At 42.6% G+C, this 17,467-nt stretch carries 10 protein-coding genes and 2 pseudogenes; 6 read left to right on the top strand and 6 right to left on the bottom strand.

Annotated features, from left to right (window positions below):
• Positions 1-61 precede the first annotated feature (61 nt).
• From aspT to QWZ07_RS02540, 3 genes are all read right to left on the bottom strand, one after another.
• Positions 62-1,780, bottom strand: a complete 1,719-nt coding sequence (gene aspT / locus QWZ07_RS02550) for an aspartate-alanine antiporter (RefSeq protein ID WP_192852863.1) — start codon at positions 1,778-1,780, stop codon at positions 62-64.
• A gap of 109 nt (positions 1,781-1,889) precedes the next feature.
• Positions 1,890-2,162: a hypothetical protein gene (locus QWZ07_RS02545; protein ID WP_065104678.1), complete on the bottom strand. Its 273-nt coding sequence runs from the start codon at positions 2,160-2,162 to the stop codon at positions 1,890-1,892.
• 277 nt (positions 2,163-2,439) lie between these two features.
• On the bottom strand, positions 2,440-3,639 hold the full coding sequence (locus QWZ07_RS02540) for an IS4 family transposase (RefSeq protein ID WP_132982278.1): 1,200 nt from the start codon (positions 3,637-3,639) through the stop codon (positions 2,440-2,442).
• A 110-nt stretch (positions 3,640-3,749) separates the two neighbouring features.
• Here QWZ07_RS02540 and narQ point away from each other — a divergent pair.
• Positions 3,750-5,216, top strand: a pseudogene (narQ, locus tag QWZ07_RS02535) (nitrate/nitrite two-component system sensor histidine kinase NarQ); the annotation flags it as partial.
• A complete protein-coding gene (locus QWZ07_RS02530) occupies positions 5,203-5,835 on the top strand; it encodes a response regulator (RefSeq protein ID WP_017105883.1) in 633 nt (210 codons plus the stop codon). The pseudogene narQ and the gene QWZ07_RS02530, both read left to right, overlap by 14 nt.
• 183 nt (positions 5,836-6,018) lie before the next feature.
• Here the strand turns inward: QWZ07_RS02530 and dcuC are convergent, their stop codons facing one another.
• The 3 genes from dcuC to QWZ07_RS02515 form a co-directional block, all read right to left on the bottom strand.
• On the bottom strand, positions 6,019-7,386 hold the full coding sequence (dcuC, locus tag QWZ07_RS02525; protein ID WP_192854574.1) for an anaerobic C4-dicarboxylate transporter DcuC: 1,368 nt from the start codon (positions 7,384-7,386) through the stop codon (positions 6,019-6,021).
• Between the two features lie 416 nt (positions 7,387-7,802).
• On the bottom strand, positions 7,803-8,309 hold the full coding sequence (locus QWZ07_RS02520) for a hypothetical protein (protein ID WP_076666535.1): 507 nt from the start codon (positions 8,307-8,309) through the stop codon (positions 7,803-7,805).
• A complete protein-coding gene (locus tag QWZ07_RS02515) occupies positions 8,302-9,009 on the bottom strand; it encodes a winged helix-turn-helix domain-containing protein (protein WP_192854576.1) in 708 nt (235 codons plus the stop codon). The genes QWZ07_RS02520 and QWZ07_RS02515 overlap by 8 nt, the downstream gene beginning before the upstream one ends.
• Positions 9,010-9,366: 357 nt before the next feature.
• On the opposite strand from QWZ07_RS02515, the gene QWZ07_RS02510 reads away from it, so the two are divergent.
• From QWZ07_RS02510 to QWZ07_RS02495, 4 genes and pseudogenes are all read left to right on the top strand, one after another.
• Complete coding sequence (locus QWZ07_RS02510) at positions 9,367-11,619, top strand: Ig-like domain-containing protein (RefSeq protein WP_192854578.1); 2,253 nt, start codon at positions 9,367-9,369, stop codon at positions 11,617-11,619.
• Entirely contained in the window at positions 11,609-12,805 is a 1,197-nt protein-coding gene (locus QWZ07_RS02505) for an outer membrane protein transport protein (protein WP_192854579.1), read from the top strand. The genes QWZ07_RS02510 and QWZ07_RS02505 overlap by 11 nt, the downstream gene beginning before the upstream one ends.
• Before the next feature lie 194 nt (positions 12,806-12,999).
• Positions 13,000-14,323 (top strand): annotated as a pseudogene (locus QWZ07_RS02500) (efflux RND transporter periplasmic adaptor subunit).
• Positions 14,310-17,387, top strand: coding sequence for an efflux RND transporter permease subunit (locus QWZ07_RS02495; RefSeq protein ID WP_192854583.1), 3,078 nt, complete (start codon positions 14,310-14,312; stop codon positions 17,385-17,387). The pseudogene QWZ07_RS02500 and the gene QWZ07_RS02495 overlap by 14 nt, the downstream one beginning before the upstream one ends.
• Positions 17,388-17,467 lie beyond the last annotated feature (80 nt).

Raw genomic sequence — 17,467 nt, 5'->3', positions numbered from 1 at the left:
TATTAAGTCATTGATTAATAATCTGAATGTTCAATTGCCTGATTCAGCGTTCAGGTTTTGATTACGATATTTTGGTAATTAGGTTGATAATGATCGGACCCCATAAGGTGAGGAAGATATTGGCAACCGCATAAGTCATCGTGAAACTTGGCACTGGTGTGCTGTTTTGTGTTTTTTCTAGTAGCGATGCGAATGCAGGGTTTGCACTGCGGCTACCGGCTACAACCGCTAGGGCTTCAACTGGGTTTTTGATTTTCAACACGTAGTAGTTGAATAGGAACGTTAGGATCTGAGGAATCAGGGTCACTAACACGCCAAGTAACAGCAGCGTTACGCCATTTTGTTTGATGGCTGTTAACGCAGGAGCACCTGCATTGATACCAACTACCGCAACAAATACCGCTAGGCCAAATGTCTGCATGAAATTAGCAGCGCCGTGGTTAATACTGCCTAAGCGTGGAGTGCGCATTCTTAGATAACCCACAAGCAGACCGGAAACCAGACAACCTAAACCTGAACCCAGAGCGATATGAGAGCCACCAATGGTGAAGCCGATTTCGCCGATGAGGTAACCCAGTACCATACCGAACGACATGGTTACGAAGTCAGTTACACTCGCGAGCGGGCTGTTGTAACCGATTTTTTTCACTACTTTAGCCAGGTCTTCTTTTTGACCGACAAGGGTAATCTCGTCACCTAAGTGCAACTCTGTTTCAGGCAGTGTTGAGATGTCGTGTCCCATACGTGACAGTTGAGCGATATAAACGCCGCGGCGAATACGTGCATTGGTTTCGTCGTGAAGCCTGCGCAGAGTAATACCGGCCAATATCTTATTGGTGAGTACGACTTTTTGTTGTGTATGAACGACGTTGTTTTCTTCGCTGAATTCACCCAGTTCAACACCAAGTGACGTCACTTTGGGAAAGGCTTGAGTTAACCCCGTTAGATAAACTTTGTCGCCTGCCGCTAAGATAGGGTTGCTTGCAATATCTAAATTAGAATCGGTATTTTCGTTGATGCGATAGATCGCTTCGATGGTGAGATCAGCATTGAAGGCTTCTTCTAGTTCAACAACACTTTTGCCAATAAACATTGAGTTCGCAGTTACTTGGTAAGCGCGTGAAGATACTCGGTTTAAAGCAACAAACTCACCTTCGTTTAATTGCTTGCTGCCAGAGCCCATCTGCTCAGCGAGCTTTTTCGCTTCTTTGGTGATGTTCCAGCCCATAACCATAGGGATAAGAGACATCATCAAAATTGGGCCCAGTGAGCCGAAGATGTATGTGATCGAGTAACCAACAGCCACGTTTGTTTTAAGCGTTGAGGTTACATCTGGAGCCAGGTTTAGTTGGTCAATCGCGTTACCCGCAGTACCAATGATCGCCGATTGTGTTAAGCCACCAGCCGCCAAACCAGCTGCTAAGCCTTTGTCTAGCCCTGCCCATTTAGCGAGAAGAACGACCGTGATTAATCCGATAAACGTCATCACAAAGGATGCGAATAAACGGGTTAACGATGAAAGGCGAAATGATGAGAAAAACTGCGGACCGCCGTTGTAACCCACCATAAAAATAAATAAAGCAAAGAAGATACTTTTCACTTCATTAGAAATTGCGATTCCACCAATTTGTCCAAGTGCAACGGCTACCAGAAGTGAACCAGCAATACCGCCAAGTTCAAATTTACCTATTTTTATTTTGCCAATTAGGTAACCAAGACCTAATGAGAGAAAAAGAGCTATGAATGGATAGTCTCTTAATTGTTCAATTATAAATGACATAGTAAATCCTTGATGGAACATCATGTTAATAACTCGACGTTCCAATTTTTAGATATGTTTTATTTAAAGTGGCGTTTCATTATTGACGCCACTTAGACAATCATAGTGCTTAAGAACTTTGCTTTTTATGGTGTAAGCGTGATGATTGTTTATGTGCGTGCGTTTTATCTTTATGGTGCTTATTGTGGTGACCATCTGGATGATGATTAACTAAATGTTTGTGACCTTCAGGTTCTCCGCCATGAGGGTGACCAGAATGAGATGGTTGATGCTCTCTATATTCTAAATGGTCTTTATTATGTTTATGGTCGACATCTTCTCCATATACACGTTTCATTTTTTCTTTAATTGCTACTTTTGTATGGTGTGCTTGATTAGACATATTTATCTCGGTTGGTTGTTTAAGGAACGAGGAGAATTATATCTGTTTGTGGCTAAGATAAATCACGTGTTAATAAAATCGACATAAAGAATGAAAATGATTTTTACTTGATTATTTTACATTAAGTTGTTGTATTTGTTTGTTTTATTTTTATTTTATATAGACTGAATACGATGTTATTGGAGTTTTATTTATTGGAGGTGGTGAACGTTAGAATGGCCGGACTTTAAACACGAGGTGAACACATGAGTAAATATAAAGGCGCTGACGGATCCCCTCATAATTTCCCTAGTCCTGCGTTGTGTGTGAGCCTTTGATATTCGAACATTCCCCATTGATATTGGGATTCATTAATTTGATATCGCCGATGATTTCGTACCTCTCTCCCTAGACGAGGTATGGATAGAACTCGGCGGTGTTTAATGCTGTTGGCTTGGAAGTCAAAATGCCATTTGGCTTGTACTGCAATTAGGCCATTCCACCACATCAAGATTTCAGCGAGCAACGCAATAAGAAGCAGGATATCTAATCGCTTAGTACAGCGAGTTCTGTTGTGACGAAGTGCGATCCCATAGGCGGTACTCTTTAGATCGCGGAAGGCTTCTTCTATCTGCATACGCTTGGCGTACAGATTGGTAATTTGTACTTCATTTAAGATATGTCGAGGGACATTAGTCGCGAGTAGCCACGGCTCCTTTGCACTGCGTTGATAGAGATGTGTAGCGGAGTGTTTTTGGCTGGTTCTACTATGGCGCTGGGCTTTTCGGCCTTTTTCTAATCCCTTATAAACATAGGCTTCACAAGATATCGGTGATCTCTTTGCTAATAAGCAGTTGCCAAGATATTTGGGTTTATGGACAGCGTTTGGATAAAAGGTTTTATTTGAGACCCAAGGTTTTTGAGGTTGTTTGATTGATACTTCACCTCGGACACGACCTAACCAAAACCAACCTTTCTCCTGAACTTGGCGGAACCAAGTATTTCTAAAACCCGCATCAGAAACGATGATCGGACTGATTTTATTCGGCAAAATACTCTGCAATTTATCGAGGAATGTTTGGTGACTTTTCGGTGAATTGTATTGGCCATACTCAAAAACTTGTTCAAAGATTGTGACGGCTCGACCATCAAGTGCAACGGATGCTCTTAACGTCATATAACGAAGTTGTTCACGAACATCAGACCAATCCACAAGGATCACAGGGCATGGGTTAGCGCCCGTTATTAAGTAGGCATGCCATTTATAAATAAGGTCTTTTTCACGATGTAGTTGGCGATTTCCAAGCAGTCTATCAACGCGTTTGATCGCATGTTTTACCGTGGTATTAGTTTCTAGTTTGCGACCTAGTTTAGTCAGCGTTAAGTCTGAGCCGTCAAGTACACTTTTTGTAGCAAGTATCAGAGAACTAACGCGTTTTTTGTGAATGGAGGGGCATTGGTTTTGTATGGTTTGTTGTAGAATCTGAATGTCGCGCATTATTAACCCACTTGTTCGAAATGTGTGTTCAGCGATATTCATTAGATCAAAGACGGCGATGCACGTCTACCTCATTGTTTTTAAGCCTGATTATGAGGGGATTCGCAAGGGTCAGTTGGGAAGTGCCAACCGATATCACAGAAGATTACTATCTAATCATTGGTCGCTGGCATGAACTGAAGCGGGTATTGAATAGCGATGATCGTCAACATTATCTGGTGCTGGTGGAAAACTTTGTAAATGAGATAGACCACTTCGTTTTCAAGCTTCAGGAGTTTTCAGAGAATAAGCTGATTAAATTAGCGTGGGCTGGTGGTATTGGCTTAGGTGGCATTCTCGTCATATCTCTTTTTGTTGTTCACTTTGTACGTAAACAAGTTGTTAAACCTCTCCATGCGCTAGTCGGCGCAAGTCAGAGGATAAAAAATAGCGACTTCAAGGTGGAATTGCAGGTTACCAGCAACAACGAATTGGGTATTTTGACGAAAACGTTCAACTCAATGGCCAAAGATTTGGGTGTACTTTATCGAAACCTCGAAGATGTCGTTGATGCCAAAACGGTTGAACTGCAAAACGCGAACCAATCATTACAAGCACTTTATTATTCATCTCAAGAACTCACGGTAACGCGGATTGCCCCTGAAAACTTTCGGGCCATCTTGCAGCACTTAGTCAGCTTAGAAGGAATCGAGTCGTTAAGATTAGAGATTGTAGATAACTCAGGTCGTTCATTGATAATGGATGAGGGCTACGACGCGAATCGTGAGTATGAAAAATTTGAGATGAAGCTGGATGATAACGAGCTCATTTTAGGTTACCTGTATTGCTCATATCATCATGGGCACTCAACAAAGACGTTAATAGAGAGCTTTATTCAACTGTTATCTCGTGCAATCTATTATAATCGCGCGCAAAAGAAAGCCGAGCAGCTTATTATTATGGAAGAGCGTGCGACAATAGCACGTGAGCTGCATGATTCACTTGCTCAGTCGCTTTCATACCTGAAGATTCAAGTGACTTTATTGAAGCGTGTGATTGGTAAATTACCTGAGCAAAAACACCGCGAGCAATCAGAGCAAATTGCTTCAGAGATAGGTAACGGCTTAGCCGATGCTTATACTCAGTTAAGAGAGTTGCTCACGACATTTAGGTTGTCCATTAAAGAGGGCAACTTCGGAGATGCTTTGAGCACCATGCTCGAGCAACTCAGTGAAAGAACAGATGCCAAGATTAACTTAACCAATAATCTGTCATCGATTGAGCTTGATGCACACAGTCAGGTTCACTTGCTTCAATTGATTCGAGAAGCAACAATAAACGCAATAAAACACGCCAATGCCGACTTGATAGATGTATGCTGTATCGATGAAGATGGTGAAGTATTAGTCGTGATCAAAGATAATGGAGATGGCTTTGACCTAGGTAGTTCGAGAATGAACCACTATGGAATGAGCATTATGCAGGAGCGTGCGGCAAGACTGAATGGCGACTTAACGATTGAAGCAGCTCAAGGTGAAGGCTGTACAGTCATATTGAAATATAAAAGTTTGAAGGAAGTTAAAGTTGACGATTTGTAAAGTAATGCTGGTCGATGATCATCCATTGATGCGCCGAGGTATAAGCCAATTACTAAGCTTTGAAGACGAATTTGAAGTGATTGCAGAAGCGAGCAATGGCACCGAAGCCGTTGCACTTGCTCACGAAGAAGAACCTGATTTGATCCTTTTGGATCTGAATATGAAAGGGATGTCTGGATTAGATACCCTAAAAGCACTTCGTACCGATGGTTCAAGCGCTAACATTGTCATCTTAACCGTATCGGATAGCCCTGCAGATATAGAAGCTATTGTAAAAGCGGGCGCTGATGGTTACTTGTTGAAAGACACTGAACCCGATGAGCTCATTGAACTGCTTAAGCAAGCACACAGCGGCGATAAAGCCTATAGCAGTGTCGTTTCTCGTTACCTAAATGATGCTGACAGTCGTAATGATATCTTTGACCAACTGACTGAGCGTGAAACTCAGATCCTTCAAGAAGTTGCGAAAGGTTACCGTAACAAGCAAATTGCTGATCATCTGTTCATTTCTGAATCGACAGTTAAGGTACATATGAAGAGCTTGCTGAAGAAGCTGCAGGTACCTTCACGTACGGCTGCAACGGTTCTTTATCTAGAACGTTACGGTGAAATGAAGTAGGGCTTGTTCCTTTGAAATAAACTATTTCAAGCCATACTATTAGTTACAAGTGTTCGGATCAAATAGCGTTAGCTTCAAACGACATTGAACATGTGACATTAAAAAAGGCGCTGAACTATTAAGTTCAGCGCCTTTTTGTTTAAGCATTTTATATCTAAATTAGCATGTCTCTTTTACTGAGAATTAAGCTGCCATTGGTACTAGAACAAGCGTACCGAAGATAACTGTGATAAGACCACAGATTACTGGGACAGATGTACGTTTTACGACTTCAAATGGGCTGATTTTACCCATACCAGAAGTCGCTACAATTACACCAGATACTGGCGAGATGGTACGACCTAGGTTCGATGCTTGAAGCATTGGGATGATTAGGAACGCTGGGTTCAAGCCCATTTTCGCTGCCAGTGATGGAGCAAGCTCTACGAATGCATAGAATGGCGCGTTACCAGAGCCTGTCGCGATAGCAGCCGCAACCGTTAGACCTGTCAGGATTAGCATCAGTGCGATACCACCTGCGCCTGCCGATTCAGCAAGACCGATTAGGTTATCAATCGCACCGATAGACATTAGACCTTGAGCAAATACGCCCGCCGCAACCAACAGCATTACCACGCCTTTGAATGCTTCTGCCATGCCTTGGTAGCAAGAATCTAGATCTTCTAGCGTTTTTTCGCCGTCGAACTTCTTCACAACGTAATCGATGATTGCGCCCACGAAGATAGAGCCCACTACGATGGTGTAGATATCAAGTGACAGGCCTGGAATTGTACGGCCGTTAAATAGGAATACACCGATGATAGGCAGGAATGGCAACGCAGCGTAGAAAGCGGGTGCTGTCGTTTCAATGTCAGAAACATCTACTTTTTCCATTGGTGTGTTTTCTTTCTTATCCAGATACTTGTTCCAGAAGAAAGCGGCTGCAGCCATTACGATGATTGCACAAATAGAAACTGGAAGTACCGTTTGAACGGCAAACACATCAAGAGACATTCCTGATTTTTCAGCTGCAATAACCACATCACCAGACGTTGGTGAAAGGATAATTGCCGCAGGCGAAGCACAAACCGCGACAGCAGCAGGGCGAGAAATACCCATTGCTGTCATCATTGGGAATAGGGTCGCCATCAATAGAACACCAAGGCCTGTTGCAGAACTTACTGCTAGCGACATTAGACACGCTACGATGTAAGCCGCAACAAGAAGTACATAGGGAGACTTGATAGCTGCAAGTGGTTTAGAAAATTGCTTTACTACCACGTTGTTCGCGCCGATATGAGTCATGTATGAAGCGAAACCACACAGAAGCATGATTTGCATGCCTAGGCCGCCCCCGCGGTATTGAAGCATGTACTTAACGAATTCTAGTGCGTCGGTAACCATGTTACCTGTTGAAGCTACCTTAGCTGGTAAAACTGTGTGACCAACAAGGCCAGTAATAAGAAGTAGGGCAAGGCCAGCAGTTAATAATACACCCGCTGCTTTATAGCCTTTCACAATAAAGTAACCAACAGCGATGGTAATCACTAATCCGATCAAGAGCTCTAGCATAGAAATCTCCACAAAGTTTAAAAAATATAAGAAAGTGTTTCAGAATATGACAATGAATGTACAGAAAACTGCACTGTGGCACGAGGCATAGTTGAGGTTGATATGATCTAAGACAAACATTTTTTTCGATGTTAATTATGGTTATAAATCATGATTAACTACTGTTGTTTAGATGTTAATAAACAAATTATGTGGCTTGATAGAATATAACTTGGATCACTTTTGATTAATTCAGTTGCATATGATTGGCTGGTTTATAAAATTATCGTGTTTTGTCTATTTGTCGAGGTAACTGACAGGAAAGGGGGCTTTATGACAAGAAAGTGGGTTGTTTTATGATTTGGCGCCTACTGAATTAGGTTGATAAACGCCAAATCATTGGAGGATGAAAAGTACTTATTATTGCAATGTACTCATCAATTTATATTTAACTCAGGTTCGGTGTTTGAATAAGTCGGTAAATCAGGACAGGCCATCTTTTTACAAAAGTGGATCATGCCATTTTGAGTGACGAGCAACAGCTCATCATCGTTTAGAGGTATGTAAGGCATTGCGTCTGACGACAATACAGAACCTTCACTGATCATGACTTTCTCATAGAACTCTAACTCTCTATTCGGCAAAATTTGCTCATGTGCACTTTCATCTAATGAAATATTGTGTTGAGTGGCCGTATAAGATCCAGATGAAGTAAAGCCGGCTTGTTTGGTAGACACATATAATAAATCGTAGCTATTATTTTTCTTAAATTCGATATTGATTGACGACTGATTATAGATAACTTTATTCGTTGGGGTGATCACAGACGCAGCGTTAGCTAAATAATGACCTTGCAAATGAACTTTAGGAAAAATAGTCGTCAGCCAACCGACTAAAACACCAATTAGTGTCACTCCAATCAATGTACGTATTTCTTTATTCACAAGTTACTCCTGTAAAATCACTAGGGAAGCTTAAAGATTTTCCTGAATTATCGATGATGATTTTTCGTCCTTTATGCTCATAAAGAGTAACGTTATTCAGCTCATTAAAAGTAAACTCGTCTGATGCTATTTTACAAGAAAGAAAATGCTGACCAGTGAGCTCTTCCACTAAGCTATTTCTATCTAAATATGTGAATAGGTAGTGAGAACAAACAGCGGCAATTATAAACAAGGCTATCAGTGTCAATAGATTGTTTTTCTTATCTACAGGGGCGGCTGATTCAGCTTTGGTGTTTTCTTCATTAGAGTTAACTGTTTGTTGTTCAGCTTCTTCTGATTGCTGTCGTCGTTTTATTTTTTGTAATGCGCGTTCTTTGTCTTGCGTTACTTGCCCTGCAAATCGGTAACCTTTACCGCGTTCAGTGACAATGATCATTCCGGTCTTATCTTCTAAAGCTTTGCGACAAATGGAGATAGTCTGCATTAAGCTGCCATCTTCTACATATATACCTTTGGACACCCACACTTGCTCGATTAGAACTTGGCGAGTGATCACTTCATTCGGTCTAGAGATAAAATATTTGAGTAACTCTGACTCATTAGAACCTATTGGGTAGGTACGGCCCGTCTTGAAGTGATGGATTTCACTCTCTTCTAAATTGACCTGTATATCATCATTGATAATGAATTCAGCAGACATCTGGGTTCTCGTTGTTATAAGCGTTCTAACGTAAATATAACAAATGTCAGCATAAATATAAACTCACTATTTTTCGTGCTAGTACATTGTAAGTTATTAAATATAAACAATTAATCTTTATCATTTAGACTTTCTTATAAACCTTTTTTAGGTTGTTTAATGCGTTTTAAGGTGCTTGGTGTTCACTGCTATTGGATCATTGTTCGGTGACGCTGATTTAGTGGGTGTGGGTTAACGGCTCAAATTTCTTACGTAGTTCTATCAACGTGTCATTCCAACTCTGTGTTGCCTTGCTCTCTGCGAATAAAAGTCAAGCTTACCTCTGACTCAATTGGCAACTCAAATAACAATAAACGCATGACCACACCAGTTAAATGCGAAAGCTACGAGGTAGAAATTTTGAAAGAATTCAATAAGCCATATTTATGTGGACTAATAACGCTAGCCTTATTCGGCTGTCAGTCGGAAGACCCGACTCAAGAGCCCGTTTCAGTATTAGTGCCCTACAACATAAATGAGTTACCAAAACCGAACGACGGTTACGGGTATGACGACGACGGAACTATCACTGGAGTCGGTGAAGACGTTGCAGCAATGTCATCGACTAACGACGCGTATTATCAAGATTACAATAACTCATACGCAGCTTTAGACGGCTGGGGGCTTTGTGCAGAACCGATTTTAATTCCTCTACAAAGTGTTAATTCTGATAAGCGTTATCCACTAAATAACGAATCCTTAGCCGGGAATGTTGTATTAATTGATAACGTAACCGGTGAGGAAGTTGATACTAAAATATCAGCTGACGGTTCCAATATTACTATTCAATGCGAATCAGGATTAAAAGAAGGAACGACGTATTCGATCGTTGTAACTGATGGGGTAAAAACTGAATTTGAAGAACCTCTAAAAGCAGACTCTAGTTTTGATGAATTGATTTATTCAGGTGTTCCGCTAGAAAGCGATAAAGAACTAGGTCTTCAAGAGCAAGTCTTGAGTGCAATTGATTCATATTATGCATTATATCCAGATAAGGGTATTCCTGTATATGCAGCGCAATTTAAAACTCAGAGTTCATATTCGTCACTGGATGCGATGAGAGACAATCATGTCAAGTTCAACACCAAATTTTTAGATGGTTATGAGAAAGTTCGAGAGTTTAATGGAGATTACAATCAATATTCTAAGAAGTTAAGAATACCGTCGTATTTACCTTTTACTCAGGCTCGAGAATCCGAGTGCCTTATTGATGAGTTTGATCCGAAAGAAAACTGCCCACCACTCTATGAATGGATCACTAATGCCGACGGTGGTTTTCCTACTGCTGAGATGTCAGCCCCTAAAGTAATAGAATTCCTCAACATAACGGCTGATATTTATTTGCCAAATTACGAAGATACTCCAAGGCCAAAAGAGACATCGACTGGATTTCCAACAGTAGTATTCATCCATGGTGTGACGGCGGAGCGCGGCACCGCTTCTTTGATGGCTGCGGAATATACAAAAAAAGGTTATGCCGTTGTTGCGATTGACATGCCATATCACGGAGAACGTATGCGTTACGACAATACTGACTCTGATGGTGAAGGTACAGGAGTTGAAATAAGCGCTCGAGCAAATAAAGCGTTTTTCATCAATATAGATTCGCCTTTAGCACTGCGTTCTAATCTTCAACAGTCTGTATCTGATTTCTTGGGGCTTCGCTATGCGTTAAGCCAAGAAGGCTGGGTTGATAACAATAACGTTCACTTAATTGGGCAGTCGTTGGGTGGGATCATGTCGGTGATGGTAAGTGAGTTCAGCCAAGTCAGTCCTGATTTTCACTCTAAGTCCGATTTCGGATTCAACACGGTGAACTTTGTTGTTCCGGGGCAAGGGCTAACGAACTTGGTTCTGTCTTCTCAAACCTTAGGCCCTGAAATGTCTGAAGGTGTTAAGAAGTCTCCAGATGTTCAGCGTGGCATTGCTGAAACGGTGATACCCGATACCTGTACAGTGGAGGCAACAAATCAACAATGTATTGAAGCACTTAGAGAGTTTGTCGAACTGTCATCTGATAACGCTCTGCTTGTTAGTCAGTTAGAGAATGACATTTTTGATTTGGTTGTGACAGACCTTAAACAAGGGGTTCAAGCCACAATTGATAGTGCTGACCCTGCTAGCTTCATCTCTCGTCAAGTTGCAGCTCAACAACCCACTCTTTTGTTAGCGGCCGTCGGAGATTGTGGTGAAACCTGTGATGTAGGTGTTGATTATGTTCCAGATAGCGTTATTCCAAATACCGCCCCAGACAATATTCGCACTGGTACCGAGCCACTAATTACTGCCCTTGGCTTAGACCCCATAACAGGTACGACTCGGAATACGGATGAACCACGTGGAGTCGTAAGAACAACGACGGGTGGACATGGTACGTACTTATTCCCGTATGAAGGCCCTGTAGATGAAAATGGCTTGCCGGGAATGCCAGGTGAAAACATGGCAGACGTTCGTGAAGCTGTAGATACTCAGCAAGTTGCTGTTGCTTCGATGGTAATGACTGACGGTTCGCTAGTTGTCATCAATAACGAAGATCATATCGAAACAGAGGTGTCTCAAGATGAAGAATAAACTTATATTGGGCACCGCAGCTGCTCTCATTCCTTGCTTAACAAACGCCGCAGGATTCCAACTTAACGCACAATCAGCAACAGGGTTGGGCCGTGCATTTGCGGGCGATGCAGTGATGGCAGATAGCGCGGCGATTGTTGCTAAGAACAGCGCTGCGATGGCTTATATCGAGCAACCAACACTCTCTGTTGGTGCTATTTATATCGATAGTGGTATTGATGTGTCTAATGTTAGCTACACGCCGATGAGAGGCTATACAGACACACTCGATGATCAATCTCTAGATGCGGGAACTTTGGTTCCGAACATTCATTATGTTCATCCTATTGAGGGTTCGAAGTTCACTCTGGGTGCAACTGTGCACTCTAACTTCGGTACCGATGTTGAGTTTGACGAGTCGTTCGAAGCGGACGAGTTCGGAGGTAAAACGGCGCTTTCCAGTATCAACGTTGGTTTTGCTGTCGCTTATGAGTTGTCTGAAAAAATCAACTTAGGTGCAGGTCTTGATGTTATCTACGGTGAAGGCGAGATTCACCGTAAAGATCTACTTGATGTCGATGCAGACGGGTTTGGTCTGGGTGCAAATGTTGGTGCGACTTACCAAGTCAACGAACACAACAAATTTGGTATTAGTTACCGTTATAGCCCCGATATCGAAGTTGAAGGGGATATCTGGATGCTGGGTTCTGGTACGGCAGAAAAAATGAATGTTCCGTTACCAGACACTTTAGAGTTTTCTGGATGGCACCAAATCAACGAGCAATGGGCATTCCATTACAGCCTGCAATGGGTGAATTGGTCTGAATTTGATTCATTAACGTCTGATTCTTACGACGATTCTATCAAGGAGTATCAATGGAAAGATGCGGGGCATGTTTCGGTCGGTGGTACATACACCATGTCAAAAGACATCGTGCTAAGAGCTGGCTACATGTACGACATTTCTCCAACAGACGAACTCACATCGTTATCTATTCCTGATGTTAATCGTCACTGGTTCACCGTCGGAGGGACATATAACTTCACAGCTGCCAGTTCTGTTGACATTGGTGTCGGATTTATCATCGGAGAATCACAAGATATTGACGAAAGCCTGACGACTATTCCGGGAACGAGTTCCAATATAACTGCTGATGTGACTGCCAATGCTCTTTTGCTTGGCGTTCAATATCAGCATCGTTTTTAACTTTTACTTTGGAGTTCTAAACGTAAAAATTTAGGAATCATATAAAAATTGCAGGGCTCGACAGTGAGTTGAGCCCTTTTCTCATTATTAGCTGTTTTAGCATTATTTAAATAGCTGGAAGCTCATTAAGTAAGAAATAGCTGCTTAGAAAAACGTTTTAATTCAGACGAATTCAACGGTTATGGTTATTAAAAATGAAATTTACAAAGCTTAGCAAAACAATCTGTTTGGCGCTGTTTGCCTTACATATCACCCCGACGTTTGCCCAAGACTCAAACCTGATTCCTGTGACTATCGAAAAAGCTCACAAACAAGCATTCACTTCTTCAATTAACGAGGTAGGCAAAATTAGGGCTACGGATTCTGCTGCATTGACATTTAGTGCTTCCGATAAAATTCTTAACATCCATTTCAAAGATGGAGATTCGGTTAAAAAAGGCGAACTGATCGCTCAATTAGATAACACCAAAGCGAAAGCCGATTTAGACAAAGCTAGAAGCTCTTTAGCACTAGCCAAGTCGAAATTGAAGCGAGTACAAGAATTACTAAAGAAACAGCCTGACTCTATGTCTCAACAAGATGTTGAAGAGCTAGGAGAACAGGCAAATCTAGCAGCCGCTGATTTCCGTCAGAAAGAAGCGCTGATGAATGACTATTTGTTGGTTGCGCCATTTGATGGGCAGTTAACCAATTTTACCCACTCAGTAGGCAGTAAGATCGATGGCGCCACTGCGTTAGTGAGCTTGATTAAGCTTGATCCTGTCGAAGTTCAATACTCCATTGGACAGTCAGATTTAGGCAACGCTCAGCTCGGCCAAAATGTCTCTATCCAAGTTGATGCTTTTGTCGATGAAGCCTTCTCTGGTGTGGTGGATTACATAGCACCAGCCGTTGATGAAAGCTCTGGCCGCGTAGAAGTGCACGCGCATGTGACCAACCCTGATCATCGTTTAGTCCCAGGTATGTTTGCCAAAGTAAGTCAAATGACGAGCGAGGATTCAACGAAGATGGTGGTTTCTCAAAACTCAGTTCAAGCAAAAGATGCACAGCGCTTTGTTTGGGTTGTGAATGGTGAAAAGATTGAGCAACGCGTTGTTGAATTGGGTGTGAATACGAACGACGGATATGTTGTTGTCGAGAAGGGATTAAAACTGGGCGATAACGTCGTTGTGACGGGGCAACAGAACCTAAAGAAAGCGTCGTTAGTTAAGGTCATGAACCCAAATGCCGAGCAGAAAACGGTTGAGTTGATAACCGAGCAAGCCGCTAAAGAGAGCTCGAAAAAAGCCGTTAAGCCTGAAATAGAAATGACCGAAATTCAGGATGATGAGTCACACCCGATTGAACCTTCTGTTGATTGGACTGAATCATCAAAAGCGGTTGACGACGTAATTAACGAAAGCAGTAAAGGTGCAGAAAAAAAACGTTACTGTTGAGCATTCATCGAATGAAACCCAAAGCAAGGAAACATTAAGCAAGGAAGCCGTAACGAAGGAGAGTGTGAATGAAGCTTCCTGAGATCTGTATTAAGCACCCCGTTTTTGCGTCTGTTCTGAGTATCACGATTGTTTTACTTGGCTTGTTGTCATTTCAAAAACTATCAATTCAGTATTTTCCTGAACATAAAACACCCTCAGCAACGGTAACCGCTGCAATCAACGGCGCGAGTGCGGAGTTCATGTCGCGTAATGTGGCAGACAAGCTGATTACCGCAGCGACTGGTCTTGATAGTGTAAAAACCATGACGACCGACTGCCAAGAAGGGACGTGTAACCTCAAAATAATCTTCGAAGACGACGTTGATGACGTCGAATACACGAGCCTGATGAACAATTTGCGCAGTAGCGTAGAGGCCATTGGTGATTTCCCGCCTAGTATGACGGATAAGCCGACAGTAACAGACGACTCATCTGACACCAGCATGCCGAGTAACATCATCACTTTCGTGAATACCGGCAATATGTCTAAGCAAGATATGTTTGACTACATTAGCCAACAAGTTGTGCCTCAATTCAAACACATTCAAGGTGTTGGAGGTATCTGGGGCCCATATGGTGGTAGTGATAAAGCGGTGAGAGTTTGGTTGCAACCCGATCGTATGATGGCTCTGAATATGAGTGCGTCTGATGTGGTGGGGACACTGAGTTCTTACAACGCGACGTTCACTGCAGGTACTATCAAAGGCGAAGTTCGCGATTTCTCAATTAACCCTGTCAACCAAGTCACTAGTGTTGATGATGTGCGTGATCTGGTCGTTCGTGTCGACAATGGAAAAATCATTCGAATTGGTGATATCGCTGAAGTCAAAATGGGAGAGGAGAGTCTAACGCCGAGTATTTTGCGTGTAGATGATAATCTCGCTATGTCTATTCAGGTGCTGCCACTGAAAAGTGAAAATCCGGTAACAGTTGCTGATAAAGTTAAAAAACAAATTGATGTGATTCAACCTCAGTTGCCTGAAGGCATTGAGATGAAAATGGTTTACAACCAAGCGGATTTCATTAAAACCGCAATCGATGAAGGTTTCATAACTTTGGTTGAGGCCATTGTTCTCGTTTCTGCCGTCGTTGTACTGTTCTTAGGCTCTGTTCGCGTCGCTTCGATTCCGATCATCACCATTCCAGTGTGTGTGATTGGCGTGTTTGCTGTGATGCATTTACTTGGTTTTAGCATCAATGTGCTGACTATTCTGGCGATCATTCTCGCGATTGGTCTAGTGGTCGATGATGCGATCGTTGTAGCTGAAAACTGTTACCGTCATATCGAAGAGGGTGAAACTCCATTTAACGCTGCAATTAAGGGGTGTCGAGAGATCGTCTTTCCTGTGATTGCGATGACGCTGACTTTAGCGGTTGTTTACTTGCCAATTGGCCTGATGGCTGGTTTGACCGCCGATCTGTTCAGGCAGTTCGCGTTCACGCTTGCAGCAGCGGTGATCATCTCTGGATTTGTGGCATTAACGCTTTCGCCAATGATGAGTGCTTATTTAATGAAGCCTGTATCAACGCCTCCAAAATGGTTCCAAAAGGTCGATGCCAAGCTTAACCGACTGTCTGATGTGTATACCAGAGAACTGGGTAAGTGGTTCGAGCGTAAAGCACTGATGAGTGGTATCGCTTTGATGCTGATTGCTCTGTCTGCTTTGGCTGTTTGGACAATGCCTCAAGTGCTGCTTCCAACTGAAGATACTGGTTTTGTTGAAGTCACATCGACACCGCCAACAGGCGTAGGGCGACAATACCATTTAGACAATAACGCACAGCTAAATAGCGTATTTGCCGATGATAATTCAGTAGAAGCGAACCTATCTTACATAGAAGGGACACCCACAAACCATGTGCTACTGAAGCCGTGGGGAGAGCGTGAGAAATCCGCTGATGAGCTGGTGAACGAGTTTATTGCTAAAGCGCAAAGTTCAGTCTCTGCCTACGGCATGTCTTTCAAGGTTCGTTCTGCAGATAACTTGAATATCGCGACCAACATGATATTAGAGCTCACGACGGTGAACCGTGACACATCAGCTTTGTCAGAAACCGCGCATCAGGTTGTTGAGGCACTAGAAGACTACGAGGGCGTAACTAACGTTAAGAACTCGATGTTACGTGATCAATTACGTTATGACTTGTCAATTGACCGCAATGCCATTGTGTTGTCTGGCGTTGATTATGGAAATGTAACCAACGCACTGTCGACATTCTTAGGCTCTGTTAAAGCGGCTGATTTACAAGCAGATGACGGTTATACCTACCCAATACAAGTACAAGTAAACCGTAAAGATCTTGGTGATTTCAAAGTGTTGGACAAGTTGTACGTTGACTCTCAATCAGGTCAAAGACTTCCGTTGTCCCAGTTCGTTTCTATTAAACAAGTAACGTCGGAATCGAACTTTAAGACGTTCATGGGGCAAGACAGCGCGGAAATTACAGCCGATTTAATGCCTGGATATACGGCCAGCGATGTAAAAGCTTATGTTGATGATAACGTACCGAGTTTATTGCAGCCTGCTCAAAGCTATGAATTCAACGGTATTGTAAAAGACCTCGTTGATTCGAGTGCTGGTGCTCAAGTGTTGTTCGTATTGGCATTGATATTTATCTTTTTGATTTTAGCAGCGCAGTTCGAAAGCTTTGTCGATCCGATGATCATCTTGCTTACCGTACCATTGTGTATTGTGGGCGCGATTCTGACGCTATCGGTATTTGGCCAAAGCTTAAATATCTACTCAAAGATCGGGTTACTGACTCTGGTTGGCTTAGTGACCAAACACGGTATTTTGCTGGTGGAGTTTGCTAACGAGAAACGTAAATCTGGTGCGAGCGCTCAAGAAGCAGCAATCAGCAGTGCGCGTTCAAGGCTGCGTCCTATCTTGATGACATCATTAACGATGATCCTTGGTTCATTGCCGTTGGCACTGGCAGATGGTCCGGGCTCATTAGGTCGTATCAATATTGGTTTGGTGTTGGTCGGTGGTTTATCTGCTGGTACGTTCTTCTCATTGTTTTTAGTACCTGTCGCGTATGTCGGTATGGCGAACTTAAAGCAAATGGATGTGCTAGCTCGACTGAGAACGAAATCAGTATAGAGAGATCGTTCAAATTTAAGCTAGATACTTCAAGGCTCTCATACGAGGGCCTTATTTGTATACGGGGTAGGAATCGAAGG

The sequence above is a fragment of the Vibrio lentus genome (genome assembly GCF_030409755.1).
Lineage (GTDB): Bacteria > Pseudomonadota > Gammaproteobacteria > Enterobacterales > Vibrionaceae > Vibrio > Vibrio lentus.
This window is presented reverse-complemented; position numbering and strand designations above follow the sequence as displayed.